Source organism: Pigmentiphaga daeguensis (assembly GCF_039523035.1).
GTDB lineage: Bacteria > Pseudomonadota > Gammaproteobacteria > Burkholderiales > Burkholderiaceae_B > Pigmentiphaga > Pigmentiphaga daeguensis.
The window spans coordinates 76,366-93,587 of sequence record NZ_BAAAEN010000005.1; the positions used below are offsets into that span (position 1 = coordinate 76,366).

Sequence of the window (17,222 nt, forward strand, 5' to 3'; positions counted from 1 at the left end):
CTGCGATCGGAGTCAGGGGTTGGCGCTGGGTGCCGTCGTGTCCCGGGCCGGCGGATCGAGCAGCTCGGCCAGGCGCACCGGGGTCAGCGGGAATTCGGTGATGCGCACGCCGTGGCCGTCCAGCGCGTGCTCGACGGCGCCTATCACGGCGGCGGCAACCGCCAGCGTCGCGCATTCGCCTATGCCCTTGACTCCCAGCGGGTTCAAGCGCGTGGGCGAGGGCTGGAAGATGACCTCGATGGGAGGCACCTCCGGCGCGGTGGGCAACAGGTATTCCGCGAAAGTCGTGGTCAGGGGCTGGGCGTTGTCGTCGTAGCCCATCCATTCGAACAGCGCGTTGCCGATGCCGTGCACCACGCCGCCATGCACCTGGCCGTGCGCGATCTGCGGATTGATCAGATTGCCGCTGTCCTGCACGGCCACGTAGCGCCGCACGTGGATGGCGCCCGTCAACGGATCGACTTCGACCTCGCAGGCGTGGGAAGAGCCGGCGTAGGCCTGCGCATCGCAGTGGAAATGCACGGTCGCATCCAGGCCCGGGTCGCCGGGGACCGGCAGCGCATAACCGGGCACGCCCTTGAGCAGCATGGCCAGCCGGGCCAGCGGGACGCGCCTGGCGAAGTCCGGCGTATGGACCTCGCCCTGGCTCAGCATCAGTTCATCCGCGCTCACACCGAGCACGGCGGCGGCCGTGGCCAGCGCCTTGTCCCTGACCTTGGCCGCGGCCTCGGAGACGGCCGAGCCGGCCATCATGGCCTGGCGGCTGGCGAAGCCGCCCATGCCGTAGCCGGAGAGGCCCGTATCGCCCGCCGAGACCTCCACCGCCTGCGGCTCCACGCCCAGGTGCGCGGCGCACAATTGCGCCAGCGTGGTCTTGATGCCCTGGCCCATGGCGAGGGCGCCGGTGTGGACGACGATGCGGCCGGACGGATGGACGCGGACGCGCGCGCTCTCGTAGGGGCCGCGCCCGGTGGGCTTGACGCTGTTGGCGATCGCGATGCCGCGCAGCAGGCCGGCGCGGGCCGATTCCTCCTGCCGCCGCGCGAAGCCCTCGTAGTCGATGGCCCGGGCGGCCGTGGCTTGCAGGGCCGGGAAGTCGCCGCTGTCGATGACCAGCGGCACGCCGGCGCGCGACTTGAGCGGCTTGGTGTAGGGAATCTTTTCCGGGGGGATGAGATTGCGCCGGCGGCATTCGAGCCGGTCGATTCCCGCGGCGGATGCCAGGCGGTCCATCATGCGTTCCATGACGAAGGCCGCCTGCGGATAGCCGGCGCCGCGTATGGTGGCGACCGGTACCTTGTTGGTGTAGGCCACCTGTACGTGCAGCGAGAAGGCGGGCACGACGTAGGGCCCGGTCATGGACGAGGCGGCGTTGTACGGGACGTTGGTGCCCTGGGGCGTGTAGGCGCCGTGGTCGTGGACGAAGCCGCCGCGCACGCCCAGCACGCGTCCATCGCGGTCGGCGGCCACCGAGATGCGCCAGAACTGGTCGCGTTCCTGGATGGTGGTCAGGAAGTTCTCGCGGCGGTCCTCCACCCACTTGACCGGTCGGCCCAGCGCGCGGGCGACGGCGGGCACCACGATTTCCTCGGGGTAGATCATGAACTTGGCGCCGAAGCCGCCGCCCACGTCGGGGGTGATCACCCGCAGCTGGTCCTCGGGCTGGTCCAGCATGTGGGCGATGGTGTAGTGCAGTTCGTGCGCCATCTGGGTCGAGGACCAGACGGTCAGCATGCCGGTGGCGGGATCGAGCGCGGCCACCACGCCGCGGCCCTCCATGGGATGGCCGCAGCCCCGATGGACTTGGAATTCGTCGTCCAGCACGATGTCGGCGCGGGCGAAGGCGGCGTCGCAGTCGCCGTAGGCCAGGGTGTAGTCCTGCAGCACGTTGCTGGCCAGCTCGGTACGCACCCGGGGAGCATCGCCGCGCACGGCCTGGCGGCAGTCCGCGACGGCGGGCAGGACCTCGAACTCCGCCTGCACGGCGGCCGCGGCGTCCTCGGCCTCGTGCCGCGTCCGGGCCACCACCACCGCATAGGCCTCGCCCACGAAGGCGACCTCGTCGCCGGCCAGCGCGAAGGGAGTGGTGTCCTCGGGCAGGGCCGCCAGCGGAAAGCCCAGCGGCATGCGCCACGAGGTGATGTGCCCGAACAGGTCCTGGCGGGTATAGACCGCGACGACGCCGGGCAGGGCGCGCGCCTGGCCCGCGTCGATGCCGCGAAGCCGCGCGTGGGCATGCGGACTGCGCACGAAGCAGGCATGCAGCGCATCGGGGACGGGCACGTCGTCCAGGAAGCAGGCCTTGCCCCGCAGCAGCGTCTCGTCCTCGATGCGGCCCGGGCTCGCACCCATGCCGGGGATGGCGGTCAGTTGGCGCTCAGCGTGCATGGCCGTCTCGTTCGCGCAGGAGCCGGGCGGCGCGCAGCGCCGCGGCCACGATGTTCTGGTAGCCCGTGCAACGGCACAGGTGGCCCGACAGCACGTCGCGCACGGTGTCCTCGTCCGGATCGGGGTTCGCAGCCAGCAGCTCGGACAGCGACATCAGGATGCCGGGCGTGCAGAAGCCGCATTGCAGCGCGTGCAGTTCATGGAAGGCCTGCTGCAGCGGATGGAGCTCGTGCTCGTCGGCAGCCAGGCCTTCGACGGTGGTGATGGCGCAGCCCTCGCCCTGGACCGCGAGCATCAGGCAACTGCGCGCCGAGACACCGTCCACCAGCACCGTACAGGCGCCGCAAACGCCGTGCTCGCAGCCGACGTGAGTGCCGGTCAGCTTCAGTTCGCCGCGCAGGAAATCGGCCAGGTGCAGGCGCGGCGCGGCCATGCCCTGGCAGGGCTTGCCGTTGACGGACAGGTGCACGGGGCGGGGATCTTGCGTCGTTGCCATGGGGAATCTCATCTCGTTGCGCGCTCGAGCGCGCGGGTGATCGCGCGGCTGGACAGGACGCGCGCCAGCCGCTGGCGGTACCAGCCGGGCACGTAGGCGTCGGAACTGGCATCCACCGCGCCGCACAGCGCGGCGGCGCGTTCGATGTCGGCCGCCTCGGCCTTGGTGCCCAGCAGCGCCTGTTCGGCCTGCCCCATGCGCACGGGCGCCGTCGATACGCCGCCCAGGGTGATGGAGCAGCGGTCCACCCGCGCGTCCGGGCCGAAGCGCAGCAGCACGGCGGCCGATGCGATGGCGAAGTCGCCGTGCCGCCGGGAGAACTCCAGGAAGCTCCAGCCGTGTCCCGGCTCCCAGGGCTGCATCGACACGCCCACCAGCATCTCGTCGGCCTCCAGCGCCGGCGTCATGTAGCCGGCGGGAAAGTCCGCCATCGCCAGGCTGCGCGTGCCGGCGGCGCTGGCCACGTGCAATTGCGCGTCCAGGGCCATGGCGATGGTGGGGATCTCGGCCGAGGGGTCGAGCTGGCACAAGCTGCCGCCGACGGTGCCGCGATTGCGCGTCTGCCGGTGGCCGACGTTCAGGATCGCCTCGCGCAGGATGGGCAGCCGGTCGCGGACCAGGTCCGAGAACTCGACGTCCCGCTGTCGTGTCATGGCGCCGATCCGGATCGTGTCGCCCTCGTCCCGCAGGTAGGCCAGTTCCGGGATGCGGTTGATATCCACCAGGCAGTCCGGGAACGCGAACCGCATGTTCAGCATGGCCATCAGCGACTGGCCGCCCGCCAGCACCCGCGCGTTGTCAACGCCGGCCAGGCATTGCAGCGCTTCGTCAAGGCTGCGCGGCGCCACGTAGTCGACAGCGGGAGCTTTCATGGCGCCTTCAGATCTTGGACAGGTCGAGGGACGAGGCGGCGAACAGCTCCTCGGGCGCGACCCGCCGGCGCGACAGGCCCTGCTCGTGGTGATAGCGAGCGAAGGTCTCGATGACGTGGTGGTTGGCGGGCAGGCCGTAAGGCCAGTAGTCCTCGCCCATCAGCGCCTTGGCCTCGTTGTGGTGGTGGACCATCCAGGGCAGGGTGACGGCCAGGTGGCAGATCTCGTCCAGCTCCTTGACGGCCAGGGCCTTGGCCTTCAGGAAGGCCTTGTAGACGCTGACGGGCAGCCAGGGGTTCTCTTCCACCAGCGACTTGCGTATGCCGACCATGTGCATGATGGGGAAGATACGGGTGCGGCGGAAGTAGTCCTTCTCGGCCTCGATGTAGTCGCCGAACAGGCGGCCCACGTTGGGCGCGCCGCGCAGGAAGCAGGACGGCGCGCGGGCGCCGATGTAGCCGTCGATCTCGCCGGACTCCAGCATGCCCGACAGCGTCTTGTCGTCGGGAATCTGCTTCAGGTCGATGGACGGATCCAGTTCGATGGGCGCGCGTTCGCCCCGGCCCGGTTCCTCGACGCCGCCGCGCCGCCACTTGATGTCGGCCGGCTTGACGCCGTACTCATCCTCGAGGATGCCGCGGATCCAGACGTTCGCGGTGATCTGGTACTCGGGCACGCCTATGGTCTTGCCCTTGAGGTCCTGCGGACGCTGGATGCCGCGGTCGGTGCGCACGTAGATGCCCGACTGCCGGAAGACCCGCGACAGGAAGGCGGGTACCGCGACGTACTTGTTGTCGCCGCGGGCCGTGGTCATCATGTGGCTGCTCATCGAGATTTCCGTCACGTCGAATTCCTCGTAGCGGAAGGCGCGGTGGAAGGCCTCTTCCGGCTCCAGCGGCACGGCGCGCACGTTGCAGCCCTCGATGGCCACGCGGCCGTCGAACAGGGCCTGGGTGCGGTCGTAGTTGCCTACGGAGAGGCTGATGTTCAGTTTGTTCATCGGTTTTCCTTGTCGTGGATGCGGGAAGCCTCAATCCGCGCTCAGGCCGATCTTCCTGGCCAGCGCGGCGAAACGGTCGATGTCGTCGTTGACGATCTTCTGGAACGCGGCGGGGCCTTCGTCCGCGGTGGTGTAGCCCAGGTCCTCCAGCCGCTTGCGCATGGCGTCGGTCTTCATGATGGCCGAGACCGTCTTGTAGATGTCCATCTTGATGTTGTCCGGCGTGCCGCCAGGCACCGCCAGGCCCTGCCACTGGCTGAGGTTGAAGCCGGGCGCGCCGCTCTCGGCCACGGTGGGCACGTCGGGCACCGCTTTCGAGCGTTCGCTGGAGGTGATGGCCAGCGCGCGCAGCTTGCCCGAGGAAATGTAGGTCAGCGCGCCGGAGATGGTGACCACCGCCAGGTCCACCTGGCCGCCCAGGACGTCGACCAGGGCGGGGCCACAGCCTTTGTACGGAACGTGCACGTTGCTCATCTTGAATTCGATGTTCATCATCTCGCCCGCCAGGTGCGGGTCGGTGCCGGCGCCGCAGGAGCCGTACGACAGCTTGGAACCCGGCTGGCGGCCCGCCGCCACCACGTCGGCCAGGGTCTTGAAGCGGGAGGACGCCGGCACGACCACCAGCATGGGAGCGTAGGCGACATTGATCACCGCCGCCAGATCCTTCTTGGGGTCGTAGCCCAGGTTCTTGTAGATGGCGGGCGCCAGGGAATAGGCGTCGTTCATCATCAGCAGGGAGTGGCCGTCCTTGGGCTTGCCCGCGACGATGCGGGTACCCACGGTGCTGCCGGCGCCGGCCTTGTTGTCGACGATGACGGGCTGGCCCAGCTTGCCGAGCTGGTCGCCGATGAGCCGGGCCAGCATGTCGACCCCGCCGCCCACGGCGTAGGGCACGGTGATCTCGACCGTCTTGACGGGGAAGGTGGGGGCTGCCTTGACCTCTGCCTTCGCCACGGGCAGGAGGGCGGCGAGGGCCAGGGAGCACAGCAGGTGGAAGGGCATCTTGGTCAGCATGGGGAACTCGCAGGGGTCGGTTGATCGGATCAGTAGGGCGCACTGGATGTGTGCCGTGATGCACCAAAATACTCAGTAGGCTGAACAATATGCTCACTGTACTGAGTATTTGGCCGGCCGCTCATTGGGGGAATCACCTAATGGCGAGGAATGCGTGCCCCGGATGAGTGCGCCGGCCGGTCATCGGCCTGTCTGCTTGCAAGTTCCGGGCCAGATGGCGGGAAAGGGGGGAGGGGCCGGCGGCGCGCGAAAAGCGCCGCCGGACGGGACCAGGCCGGGAGGCGGGGCCCGGCCCGGGTACCTAGGCCTTGTACTGGGCCTCGATGCGGCGGCCGATGTCGGCGTCGACCTTCTTCCAGTAGTCGAACACCCGCTCGAGCACCGGCGCGCGCACGCCGGACTTCAGCGTGCCCACCACGGTATCGACCAGTCGCTGGCGCTGGGCATCATCGAATACGTCGCGCACCAGCGTGCCGGCCTGGCCGAAGTCGTCGTCGTCCTTGCGCAGCTTGTAGGCCTCGCGCACCAGGCTGGTGTCGACCTCCCAGCTTTCCTCCGGCGCCGCGCCGCCGTCGGCCCAGGCGCGCCCCTGGCTGTTGGGCGCGTAGGTGGCGGCATTGCCCGCATGTTCATAGGTCATGTTGCCGTCGAACATGTAGGTGTTGACCGGCACCTTCGGACGGTTCACGGGCAACTGGTGGAAGTTCGTGCCGATGCGGGCGCGGTGCGCATCGTTGTAGGCGAAGGCGCGGCCCAGCAGCATCTTGTCGGGCGACAGGCCGATGCCCGGCACGGTGTTGCCGGGGGAGAAGGCGGCCTGTTCGATCTCGGCGAAGAAATTGGCCGGGTTGCGGTTCAGGGTCATCACGCCGACCTTGATCAGCGGGTAGTCCTTGTGCGGCCACACCTTGGTCAGGTCGAAGGGATTGAAGCGGTAGGTCTTGGCCTGGGCGTACGGCATGACCTGCACCGACATCACCCACTTGGGATGGTCCCCGCGCGCGATCGCCTCGAACAGGTCGCGCCGGTGGTAGTCGGCGTCCTGGCCGGCGATGCGGGCGGCTTCCTCGTTGGTCAGGTTCTTCTCGCCCTGCTGGTTGTGGAAGTGGTACTTCACCCAGAATTTCTCGCCCGCCGCGTTCACCCACATGTAGGTGTGCGACCCGAAGCCGTTCATGTGGCGCCAGGACTGCGGGATGCCGCGGTCGCCCATCAGGTAGGTGACCTGGTGCGCGCTTTCCGGATTGTTCGTCCAGAAGTCCCACTGCATGTGGGCGTCGCGCAGGCCGGAATCGGGCAGACGCTTCTGGCTGCGGATGAAGTGGGGGAACTTCATCGGATCGCGCACGAAGAACACGGGCGTGTTGTTGCCGACCAGGTCGTAGTTGCCCTCGGTGGTGTAGAACTTCAGCGAGAAACCGCGCACGTCGCGCCAGGTGTCGGGGCTGCCGGACTCGCCGGCTACCGTCGAGAACCGGGCCAGCATCTCCGTCCTGCAGCCTTTCTGGAACAAGGCCGCCTTGGTGTAGCGGGAGACGTCCTCGGTGGTCTCGAACACGCCGAAGGCGCCCGAGCCCTTGGCGTGGGGCTGGCGCTCGGGGACTTTTTCCCGGTTGAAGTGCGCCATCTGTTCGAGGAAATGCACATCGTGCAGGACCAGGGGGCCGTCGCTGCCGACAGTCAGCGAGTTGCGGTCGCTGGGCGCGGGGGCCCCGGCGCCGGTGGTGCTGTGGCCGGGGAGGGAAGTCTTGTCGCTCATCGTGGGCTCCTGAGGGGCTGGGTTGGTGTGTCGTGTCCAAAGACGCTTGTGGTCTTTGCCCTACGATGGTCCATCCTAGCCAAGAAGTCGTGACGGGGCGCGCAAAGCCAGCTCGACCTTGTGTATCAAGACGTTACATCAGGCGTACGCGTGCCAGCGAACCGTGCGTTCCGCCGCCGTCCGGGGTGCCTTGTCCATGATCATGGCGATCGTCTGGCGCGACAGTTCCTTGCGCCAGGCGGCCTCGGCATCGCGCATGGCCGAGGCGATCGCGCAGGGCCGGCGGCATTCGGCCGCGGGAGCTGCGCCTTCGCCGTTGCGGCGGATCTCGGAGCAACGGAAGGCCGCCTCCTGGCCCTCGATCGCATCGACCACTTCGAGCAGGGTGATCCGGGCCGGCGGGCGCGCCAGGCGAAAGCCCCCCTTGGGTCCCGCCGAGGAGGCCAGGATGCCGGCCCGCGCGAGCGCTTGCAGCGACTTGTTCAGATAGGCGGCGGGCAGGCCGAACTTGGCCGCCAGCCTGGCGGTGGAGACCACTTCATCCTGTCCTATCCAGCCCAGGGCCACGCAGCAATGCAGGCCCCACTCCACGCCTTCGCTCATCCTCATGGCTATGCCTCGTAATGGATAATCCGGACTATACACATCCAGATTGTGATTGACTAGCTTCTGGAACGGGCCCAGAATCCGCTTCGTAATCTGGTCATTGAATATCCAGATATAAAGCCGGGAACGACGAGATGCGGCCGGTAACGACAGCGTTCGCGACAAGGCGGGCGGAAGGAGACATCATGAAAATGCATCATCGCCTGATGGGCGCCTGCCTGGGGACCTGCGTGACCCTGGCGACCCTGCCGGCCGCGCATGCGGCCGGTCAGGAGAAGCTGAAGATCGGCTTCATGGCCGAACTGTCCGGTCCGCAAGCGGCGCTGGGACAGGACATGTACGACGGCTTCATGCTCTATCTGGACCGCAACGGCGGCAAGCTGGGCGGCCGGGATATCAGCGTGATCAAGGCCGACAGTCAGCTCAAGCCCGAGGTGGGCGTGCAACTGACCGAAAGCCTGACGGGCCGCAACGACGTGCCCATCATCGTCGGCGTGACATTCTCGAATGTCATGCTGGCCGTGCATCCGCGCATCACCCAGAAAAAGGTCTTCCTGATTGGCACCAATGCCGGGCCTAGCCAACTGGCAGGCAAGGCGTGCTCGCCCTATTTCTTCAGCACGTCCTGGCAGAACGACCAGCAGGCCGAGGTCGTGGGCCACTATGCCGCGTCCAAGGGCTACAAGCGGATCATCACCATGGTGCCCAACTACCAGTCGGGCTTCGATTTCGTGACCGGCTTCAAGCGCTACTACAAGGAGCCGCTGCTGGACGAGGTCTATACCCCGCTCAGCCAGCAGGATTTCTCGGCCGAGCTGACGCAGATCGCGGCCAGGAAGCCCGATGCCGTGTTCGTCTTTTATCCGGGCGGGCTGGGCGTGAACTTCCTGCGCCAGTACCAGCAGGCGGGCCTGCTGGGTCGGATACCGGTGCTGTCCGCGTCCACCACCGACGCCATCAATCTTCCTGCCCAGCGCGAAAGCGCCCTGGGGGTGATCACCGGCACCGCCTGGGGGCCGGACCTGGACAACGAGGCCAACCGCGTCTTCGTTGCCGGATTCGAGAAGAAGTACGGCCGCATTCCTTCCCACTACGCGGCGCAGAGCTACGACGGCGCGCAATTGCTGGATTCGGCGTTGAGGAAGGTGGGCGGCCGCGTCGAGGACAAGAGCGCCTTCATGGCGGCGCTCAGGCAGGCCGAATTTCCGTCGGTGCGCGGTCCGTTCAAGTTTGGCAACAACAACTTTCCCGTCCAAGACATGCACGTGTTCGAAGTGGTGAAGGATGCGCGCGGCCGCGTCACGCTCAAGACCATCGCGACCCCGCTGAAGAATCATCGCGACGCCTATCACGCCGAATGCCCGATGGAATGAAGCCCGTGCCATGAACGCTCAACTCATCGCCACCCAGGTGCTGAATGGCCTGCAGTTCGGCATCCTGCTGTTTCTGATGTCGGCCGGCCTGACGCTGGTGTTCGGGATCATGAACTTCGTCAACCTCGCGCATGGATCGCTCTACATGATGGGCGCCTATCTGGCGGCGGTCATGCTGGGCGCGTCCGATTCCTTCCTGCTTGCGCTGCTGCTGGCCGTGCCGGCTACCATGCTGATCGGCCTGGCCGTCGACCGCATGGTGCTGGCCGGCTTGTACACGCGCGACCATCTGGACCAGGTGCTGGCCACCTTCGGCCTGATCCTGGTGTTCAACGAGATCGTGCGCTTCTTCTGGGGGCCGGCTCCGGTCTACATCAACGTGCCGCCGGCGCTGTCCGGAACAGTCGAGCTGTTCGGCTTCCCGTATCCCGCATACCGGTTCGCCATCATCGCGGTCGGGCTCGTGGCGGGTCTCGGGCTCTATGTCCTGATCAACCGGACGCGCGTGGGCATGCTGATACGCGCCGGCGCGGCCGATGCGGAAATGGTTGGCGCGATGGGAGTCAACATCCGCCTGCTCAATGCGTTGATCTTTGGATTGGGAGCCGGTCTTGCGGGGCTGGCTGGCGTGATGGCCGGGCCCATCCTGTCGGTGCAGCCCGGCATGGGCGAGCCCGTGCTGGTGCTGACGCTGGTGGTCATCGTGACCGGTGGCATCGGCTCCATACGCGGGGCCTTCTACGGTGCGCTGCTGGTTGGCCTGATCGACACGCTGGGGCGCGCCTTCCTGCCGGCGGTTTTCGATGCCTTGGTGGGCAAGGTCTTCGCCCAGGCTGCGGGACCGGCGGTCGCTTCCATGCTGATCTATCTGCTGATGGCGCTGGTCCTGGCCATGCGTCCGCACGGACTCTTCCCAGTGAGGCATGCATGAACTCGACCCTGTACGCCAAGGACACGCCACCCTACGGTGCGAGCGCCGGGGCCCGCGGGAAGGCCTTCCGCCGTGCCGCTCCGGCCGCCGCGATCTTCCTGGCGCTGTGCGCGGTGCCGGCGGCCGCCCATCTGCTGGGCCAGCCGTTCTGGCTCGGCCTGGTCGCGCGCATCATGATCCTCGGGCTGGCGGCCGTGGGCCTGAACCTGGTACTCGGGTACGGCGGCATGGTTAGCCTGGGCCATGCGATGTATCTGGGCATTGGTGCCTACTCGGTGGGCATCCTGTCGGCCCACGGCGTTGACTCGGGTCTTGTCCACCTGGCGGTGGCGTTGGCCGCCGGCGCGGCCGTGGCGCTGATCGTGGGACTCGTTTGCCTGAAGACGAGCGGCATGGCGTTCATCATGATCACGCTGGCTTTCGCCCAGATGTTCTATTTCCTGGCGATCAGCCTCAAGCAGTACGGCGGCGACGACGGGTTGACCATCGCGTCGCACAGCCGCGTGCCTGGCCTGTCGCTGGACGATCCCTACCAGTTCTACCTGCTGGTGCTGGCCGTGCTGGCGATCATCTGCGCCCTGTGCAAGCGGCTGACTGATTCGCGCTTCGGCTTGGTGCTGCGCGGCAGCCGCCAGAATCCGCGCCGCATGCGAGCCCTGGGATTTCCCTTGCTGCGCTACCGGCTTGCCGCCTACGTGCTGTCGGCGATGATCGTGGTGATGGCCGGGGTGCTGCTGGCCAACCTGGCCCGCTTCGCATCGCCTTCGTACATGAGCTGGACTCTTTCGGGAGATCTGGTACTGATGTGCGTGCTGGGCGGCATGGCAACGCTGCTGGGGCCGATCGTGGGGGCGGCGGCCTTCGTGCTGCTGGAGGAGTTTCTCTCGGGCATGCCGCTCGACCTGCCGGCGGGCGCGGCAGACCTGATCCGTACGCACTGGCTGGGCGTGTTCGGCGTATTCGTGGTGGCCGTGGTGCTGTTCGCGCGGCGCGGGCTGTACGGCGCCCTGGCGGGCCGGGAGGACACCGATGGCTGAGATCCTGGCGGCGCACCGGCTGGTCAAGCGCTACGGGGCGCTGAAGGTGACCGACGAGCTTTGCATGACCCTGGAGCGGGGAGAACTGCATGCCATCATCGGCCCCAACGGCGCGGGCAAGACCACGTTCATCCATCAACTGGCCGGCGAAATCGCGCCGGACGCAGGCATGATCTCGCTGAAGGGGCGCGACATCACGCGGGCACCGGTCCATCAGCGGGCCCTGGGCGGCGTCGGGCGTTCCTATCAGATCACTTCGGTGTTCCGGGAATTCTCCGTGCTGGAAAACGTCATGCTGGCGGTCCAGGCCGGGCAGGGACACAGTTTCCGCTTCTGGCGGCCGGCGCGCCGGGATGCGGGCCTGGTCGGGCCGGCCCGGGTGGCGCTGGGCCGGGTCGGGCTGGCGTACGCGGCTGGCCGGTCGGCTGGTGCGCTGGCCCACGGCGAGATGCGCCAGCTGGAGATCGCGATGGCACTCGCGATGCGCCCCGAGGTGCTGCTGCTGGACGAGCCGATGGCGGGCATGAGCCGCCAGGAATCGGCCGGGCTGGTCGACATGTTGCGCGAGCTCAAGGGTGCCTACAGCATCGTCCTGGTCGAGCACGACATGGATGCGGTTTTCGCGCTGGCCGACCGTATCACTGTGTTGTCGTACGGCCGTGTGATCGCCTGCGGCACGCCGCGGGAAATACGCGGCAACGACGAGGTGCGTGCCGCGTACCTGGGAGACGGGAATGACTGAACGCGCCGGGACGAATGAGGGTGTGGCGCCGTTGCTCAGCCTGCGCGGTGTCGAGGCGGCTTATGAGGCCAGCCAGGTTTTGTTCGGCATAGACCTCGAGATCCACGCCGGTGAGTGCGTCGCCTTGCTAGGCCGCAATGGCATGGGCAAGTCCACTACCGTCAAGTCCATCATGGGGTTGTTGCGCCTGCGGGGAGGCGACGTCCGATGGCGGGGCCGCAGCTTGCGGCCGCTGGCCGCGCACCAGAGAGCACGGGCCGGTCTGGGGCTGGTACCGGAGGGCCGGCGCATCTTTCCCAACCTGACGGTACGCGAGAACCTGCTCGCCACGGCCCGGGCGCCGGCGATGCGGGATGCCGGCTGGTCCCTGGACGATATCTACGGCATGTTTCCCCGCCTGCGCGAGCGGGAGCATCACCTGGGATGCCACCTCTCCGGCGGCGAACAGCAGATGCTCGCCATCGGCCGCGCGTTGATGACAGCCCCGGAACTGCTGATCCTGGACGAAGCCACCGAAGGGCTGGCGCCGCTGGTCCGAGGCGACATCTGGCGCTGCATCGAACTGCTCAAGCGGCGCGGGCTGGCGCTGCTGGTGATCGACAAGAACCTGGGGCCGCTGATGCGGGTGGCGGACCGCCATTACATCCTCGAGAAGGGCGCCGTCGTGTGGCGAGGCTCCTCACAAGCCTTGCGGGACCGACCCGAACTGGTGCGCGACTACATCGGCATGTAGCGCGCCGGACTGTCATGTTTGAAGCAAAGGAGCTGTCTAGATGAAACGCATCGTGGTATTGGGCGGCGGCTTCGCCGGCCTGTGGAGTGCGATTGGAGCCGCCAGGAAACTGGAGGAGCACGGCGTCGGCCCGGATGCCGTGCGCGTGACTCTGATCGACCAGCACGATTTTCACAGTATTCGCGTCCGCAATTACGAAGAGGACCTCGATGCCACCATCGTGCCGTTCTCCCTGGTACTGGATCCGATAGGCGTGGAGCACCTCCGGGGCGTGGTCACAGGCGTCGATACCGAGCGCCGTGTGGTCGATGTGCGCACGAGCGCAGGTGTCTTCACGGTTCGCTACGACCGCCTCGTCTACGCGTTGGGCAGCAGCGTGCAGCGGCCATCTATTCCCGGCCTGGTTGAGCATTCCTTCGATATCGATACCTACCATGGCGCCAAGCGGCTCGATGCGCACCTACGCGCGCTGGCGCAGGACGGCCGCGACGCGGACCGGCTGCATGTGCTGGTCGTGGGGGCGGGGCTGACCGGAATCGAACTGGCATCCGAATTGCCGGCCAGGCTGGCGAAACTGTCGGCCCTGGCGCACGACCGGCCGGCACCTCGGGTCGTCTTGGCCGATGCCAGCCCGCTCATCGGCCCGGACATGGGCGACGAGGCGCGGCCTGTCATCGTCGAGGCGCTGGCCTCCCTGGGCGTGGAGATGCACACGAGCGTATCCATCGCCTCGCTGGATGCGCATGGCGCGACGCTGGCCGGTGGGCAGCGGATCGAGGCGTCGACTGTCGTCTGGTGCGCCGGTATGCGCGCCAGCGACCTGGGCGGCGCTTTGCCGGCGGCAAGGGACAGGCTCGGTCGCCTGGAGGTGGACGAGTTCATGCGCGTGCGGGGAATGCCGCACGTCTTCGCCGCAGGCGATGCGGCCCGGGCGGTGCTGGACGGCGAACATGCCTCGGTCATGTCCTGCCAGCATGGCCGGCCGATGGGCCGCTACGCGGGCTACAACGTTGCGGCGGATCTGCTTGGCGAACCCATGTTGCCCTTGCACATCGACTGGTACGTGACCGTGCTGGACCTGGGCGAGTGGGGCGCCGTCTATACCGGAGGCTGGGACCGCCGGGTCATCTCGACGAAGGATGCGGCCAAGGCGACCAAACGGACCATCAATCGCGAGCGCATCTATCCGCCCCGAAGCGGAAACCGCTCGGAAATCCTGGCCGCGGCCACTCCCGAGGTGCAGGAGCCGCCGGAAGTGCGGGGTCGGAACTGAGCCTGCGCATGCCGGGCCGCGGGATGCTAGCGGATGGACACGCGGTGCATGGTCCGCGGCGAGGGGTAGTAGTCGTTGATCGCATAGTGCTGGGTGGCCAGGTTGTCCCACACGGCCACCGAGCCCTTGCGCCAGTTGAACCGCACCTGCCATTCCGGCACGCGGGCCAGGCCGGCCAGGAAGGACAGCATGTGCGCGCCGTCGTCGTGCCCCATCTGGTTGATTCGCGTCGTGTACAGGCTGTTGACGAAAACCACGCGCTTGCCCGTGGCGGGATGGGGCAGGAAGACGGGCTGGTCCACAGGGGGGTAGCGGCGGCGCATGGCGTGGTACTTCTCGTCGCCGTCGGGCTGGCGCTTGAGGTTGTTCACCAGGGCGGGAGCTTCCCAATGGTGGACGGCGGTCATGCCGGCCAGGTAGCGCCGCAGTCCTTCGTCCAGGGAATCGTGCGCGGCCGTCATGCTGGCCCACATGGTGTCTCCGCCCACCTCGGGCACCTCGACCGCATACAGGCAGGCGGCCACCGGCGGGCGAGGCTGCCAGGTCAGATCGGCGTGCCAGATATCGGTGCCGGTCTCCTTGCCGCGGGTGACGAGCATTTCCACGTAGGGATTGGCGGGGTGCGACGGAAAGGTCGATGACACCGGTTCGACGTCGCCGAACACCTGCGAGAAGAACACCTGGGCATCGGGCGAGAGCCGCTGCTCGCGGAAGAAGATGACCTGGCGCTCGGCCAGGAGGGCGCGCAGCCGGTCGGCATGGCGGGTGACCTGGGTCGCGTCGGCAAGGTCTATGTCCAGCACTTCCGAACCTATGGCCGGCGTAAGGGGGCGGATCAGCATGATGTCTCCGGACGATGCGGCGCTAGGGCGCCTTGCCGACGAAGCGGTCGGTATAGAAGTCTTCCAGCGGTGCGCGCCTGGCCAGCAAGCCTTCCTTGACGTAGAAGTCCTGCAGCCGCTGCAGCAGGGCGGGGTCCATCTTGCCGGGCACGGCCTGCCCGGGATAGACGTCGCGGGCATAGGCGCCGATGATCTGCGCGACATAGTCGCGCTTGTCCTGGTAGGCGGGTACGGCGGCGACGAAGTCGTCCACGGCGGCGGCGGGGTCCTGCATGATCTCGCGCATGGCGCGCAGGGTGGCGCCGACCACTTTCTCGACCAGGTCGGGCCGGGTGCGTATCGTTTCGTCCGAGGCCACGATGGCCTGGGGAAGGCCGGGGAATACCTGGTCGCCGTAGAACACGCGCACCTTGGCGCCCGCGTTGACCGCCGCCAGGGCCCAGTCGGGCGTGGCGACCATGGCGTCGGCCTCGCGGGTGGCGAACAGTTTCCAGACGCCGGTCGGGCCGGCGGCCTGGATGTTCACGGCCTTCTTGTCCACGCCATAGTGCTTGAGCATGCCCAGGAAGCTGTAATAGATCGAGTCGGTATACGAGCCGACCGTGACCGTCTTGCCGCGCAGGTCCGCCGGCGTCTTGATGCGGGCGTCGTCGTCGTGGACCACGACCTGCATCAGGGAGTGGCCGCCCAGCACGGCCACCACCTTGATGGGAATGCCGTTGGGCCGCAGAAACAGCGGCGCGTCGCCCACCGAGCTGCCGGCCAGCGCGATGCCCGCGCCCACCTGCTTGGCCACCTGGACCCCGCCGCCGTTGGCCGCCATCAGGTTGACCTTCAGGCCCCGGTCCCGGTAGTAGCCGCGGACCTGCGCCAATATCCAGGGAGCGAACCCGGGCAGGGTGGGGGGAGCGGGCGTCAGCACCGTGATCTCTTCGGGCGTGGCCGCTGCCTGGGCGCCGGTCCCGGCCAGCGCCCAGCAACAGGCCAGTGCCCCGGCGGCGCGCAGCATCGATGAGCGAGGACGAAGCATGACGGGTACTCCTTCACATGGTTACCAGGGGTGGCGCGGCGCTACCGGATGCCTGCCGGCTGGGCGCCGCGTTCGGCTTCGATCAGACGCGCGAGAATCCGGCGCGCCTTGACCGGCGCCAGGTCGGGAGCAAGGTAGACGGGATGCAGCGACGCCATGTCGGCGCCCGGCCCGAGGTTGTCCTGCTGCGCTTCGATCATCGGCTCGTCTTCCAGCATGAAGGCGCGCTCGGTGGTCGCCTGTATCCAGCCGGTCAGTTCGTCGTCGTCCGGGGAGTGGCTGCGCGTCGCCGCCCAGAAGTAGTGTGTCCGGGTGCCGCTTTCCGGTGTCGGCAGATGCAGGAACGACAAGGTCACTCCGTCGCCGGGGTCGGCGCCGGTCTCGGTGGCGCCGACGTCCAGGAACAGGGTGCAGGGAGGGTGCCAGCGTATGCACGACCGCGCGTCGCCGATGGCATCGGGCCTGCCCCAGCACCGGCCCAGCAGCGGGCTCACGGTGCAGCCCGGTTTCCAGCGATTCGCGTGCACCACGCCGTCCGCCTCGATGACTTCGTGGCGGGTGTTGCCGATGGCGCCGCCGCTGGCAAAGGCGGGGTGCAGGTACTCGACGTGGCTGAGGTCCAGCAGGTTGTCGATGACGAGCTGGTAATGCGCATCGATGCGCAGGTAGCCCCATTGGGTCCGATATCCCGGACGCGGGTCGAACGGGGAAAGGTCCGGCAGCAACGCGGCGTCGGCGAGCGCCGGATCGCCCGGCCACAGCCAGATGAAGCCGTAGCGCGATGCGAGAGGATAGGCGCGTATGTCGGCATGGGCGGGGATCCGGGGGCCGTGCGGGTTGTGCACGCAACGGCCGCCGCGGTCATAGCGCAGGCCGTGGTAGCCGCACTGCAGTTCGTCGCCGAGCAGGGTGCCCCGGGACAGCGGCGCGAAGCGGTGCGCGCAGCGATCCTGCAGGGCGACGGGGTTGCCGTCCAGGCTGCGGAACAGCACGACGGGCGTGTCCAGGAGCATCCGGCGCAGGGGCGTCCGGGTGATTTCGGCCTCGGCCGCGGCGGCATACCAGGCATTGCGCAGATATTCCAAGGCTGTCTCCCCGGGCATGCATCGCTTCGGTCCGGCAATAA

General features: G+C 67.8%; 16 protein-coding genes. 6 read left to right on the forward strand and 10 right to left on the reverse strand.

Annotation, left to right across the window (positions count from 1 at the left end; translation table 11 throughout):
* Positions 1–12: 12 nt before the first annotated feature.
* From ABD104_RS08665 to ABD104_RS08695, 7 genes are all read right to left on the reverse strand, one after another.
* The gene (locus tag ABD104_RS08665; RefSeq protein ID WP_132980725.1) at positions 13–2,388 is read right to left on the reverse strand and encodes a xanthine dehydrogenase family protein molybdopterin-binding subunit; all 2,376 of its coding nucleotides are present in this window, start codon (positions 2,386–2,388) and stop codon (positions 13–15) included.
* A complete protein-coding gene (locus tag ABD104_RS08670) occupies positions 2,378–2,884 on the reverse strand; it encodes a (2Fe-2S)-binding protein (RefSeq protein ID WP_087838342.1) in 507 nt (168 codons plus the stop codon). The genes ABD104_RS08665 and ABD104_RS08670 overlap by 11 nt, the downstream gene beginning before the upstream one ends.
* Positions 2,885–2,892: 8 nt before the next feature.
* Positions 2,893–3,756 (reverse strand): FAD binding domain-containing protein, encoded by an 864-nt coding sequence (locus ABD104_RS08675; RefSeq protein WP_087838341.1) that lies wholly within the window; start codon positions 3,754–3,756, stop codon positions 2,893–2,895.
* Between the two features lie 7 nt (positions 3,757–3,763).
* Positions 3,764–4,756 (reverse strand): ABC transporter substrate-binding protein, encoded by a 993-nt coding sequence (locus tag ABD104_RS08680; RefSeq protein WP_087838340.1) that lies wholly within the window; start codon positions 4,754–4,756, stop codon positions 3,764–3,766.
* Positions 4,757–4,786: 30 nt separating this feature from the next.
* Complete coding sequence (locus ABD104_RS08685; protein WP_087838339.1) at positions 4,787–5,770, reverse strand: tripartite tricarboxylate transporter substrate binding protein; 984 nt, start codon at positions 5,768–5,770, stop codon at positions 4,787–4,789.
* Between the two features lie 301 nt (positions 5,771–6,071).
* Positions 6,072–7,529 (reverse strand): catalase, encoded by a 1,458-nt coding sequence (locus ABD104_RS08690; RefSeq protein ID WP_343927387.1) that lies wholly within the window; start codon positions 7,527–7,529, stop codon positions 6,072–6,074.
* Positions 7,530–7,667: 138 nt separating this feature from the next.
* Positions 7,668–8,138 (reverse strand): RrF2 family transcriptional regulator, encoded by a 471-nt coding sequence (locus tag ABD104_RS08695; protein WP_087838337.1) that lies wholly within the window; start codon positions 8,136–8,138, stop codon positions 7,668–7,670.
* A gap of 188 nt (positions 8,139–8,326) precedes the next feature.
* On the opposite strand from ABD104_RS08695, the gene ABD104_RS08700 reads away from it, so the two are divergent.
* The 6 genes from ABD104_RS08700 to ABD104_RS08725 are packed head-to-tail and all read left to right on the forward strand — an operon-like array spanning position 8,327 to position 14,224.
* A complete protein-coding gene (locus ABD104_RS08700) occupies positions 8,327–9,508 on the forward strand; it encodes an ABC transporter substrate-binding protein (RefSeq protein ID WP_425543325.1) in 1,182 nt (393 codons plus the stop codon).
* 10 nt (positions 9,509–9,518) lie between these two features.
* Positions 9,519–10,439 carry a branched-chain amino acid ABC transporter permease gene (locus ABD104_RS08705; protein WP_087838335.1) on the forward strand — a complete coding sequence of 307 codons (921 nt, stop codon included), beginning with the start codon at positions 9,519–9,521 and terminating at the stop codon, positions 10,437–10,439.
* Positions 10,436–11,476 (forward strand): branched-chain amino acid ABC transporter permease, encoded by a 1,041-nt coding sequence (locus ABD104_RS08710; protein WP_343927389.1) that lies wholly within the window; start codon positions 10,436–10,438, stop codon positions 11,474–11,476. Before ABD104_RS08705 ends, ABD104_RS08710 begins: the two co-directional genes overlap by 4 nt.
* On the forward strand, positions 11,469–12,218 hold the full coding sequence (locus ABD104_RS08715) for an ABC transporter ATP-binding protein (RefSeq protein ID WP_087838333.1): 750 nt from the start codon (positions 11,469–11,471) through the stop codon (positions 12,216–12,218). The genes ABD104_RS08710 and ABD104_RS08715 overlap by 8 nt, the downstream gene beginning before the upstream one ends.
* A gap of 22 nt (positions 12,219–12,240) precedes the next feature.
* Entirely contained in the window at positions 12,241–12,951 is a 711-nt protein-coding gene (locus ABD104_RS08720; RefSeq protein ID WP_343927436.1) for an ABC transporter ATP-binding protein, read from the forward strand.
* Positions 12,952–12,991: 40 nt separating this feature from the next.
* Positions 12,992–14,224 (forward strand): NAD(P)/FAD-dependent oxidoreductase, encoded by a 1,233-nt coding sequence (locus ABD104_RS08725; RefSeq protein WP_087838331.1) that lies wholly within the window; start codon positions 12,992–12,994, stop codon positions 14,222–14,224.
* A gap of 26 nt (positions 14,225–14,250) precedes the next feature.
* Here ABD104_RS08725 and ABD104_RS08730 read toward each other — a convergent pair whose 3' ends face one another.
* The 3 genes from ABD104_RS08730 to ABD104_RS08740 are packed head-to-tail and all read right to left on the reverse strand — an operon-like array spanning position 14,251 to position 17,181.
* The gene (locus ABD104_RS08730) at positions 14,251–15,066 is read right to left on the reverse strand and encodes a TauD/TfdA dioxygenase family protein (RefSeq protein ID WP_132980724.1); all 816 of its coding nucleotides are present in this window, start codon (positions 15,064–15,066) and stop codon (positions 14,251–14,253) included.
* Positions 15,067–15,088: 22 nt separating this feature from the next.
* Positions 15,089–16,096 carry an ABC transporter substrate-binding protein gene (locus tag ABD104_RS08735; protein ID WP_343927390.1) on the reverse strand — a complete coding sequence of 336 codons (1,008 nt, stop codon included), beginning with the start codon at positions 16,094–16,096 and terminating at the stop codon, positions 15,089–15,091.
* 41 nt (positions 16,097–16,137) lie between these two features.
* Complete coding sequence (locus tag ABD104_RS08740; protein ID WP_165963374.1) at positions 16,138–17,181, reverse strand: aromatic ring-hydroxylating oxygenase subunit alpha; 1,044 nt, start codon at positions 17,179–17,181, stop codon at positions 16,138–16,140.
* Positions 17,182–17,222: the final 41 nt, after the last annotated feature.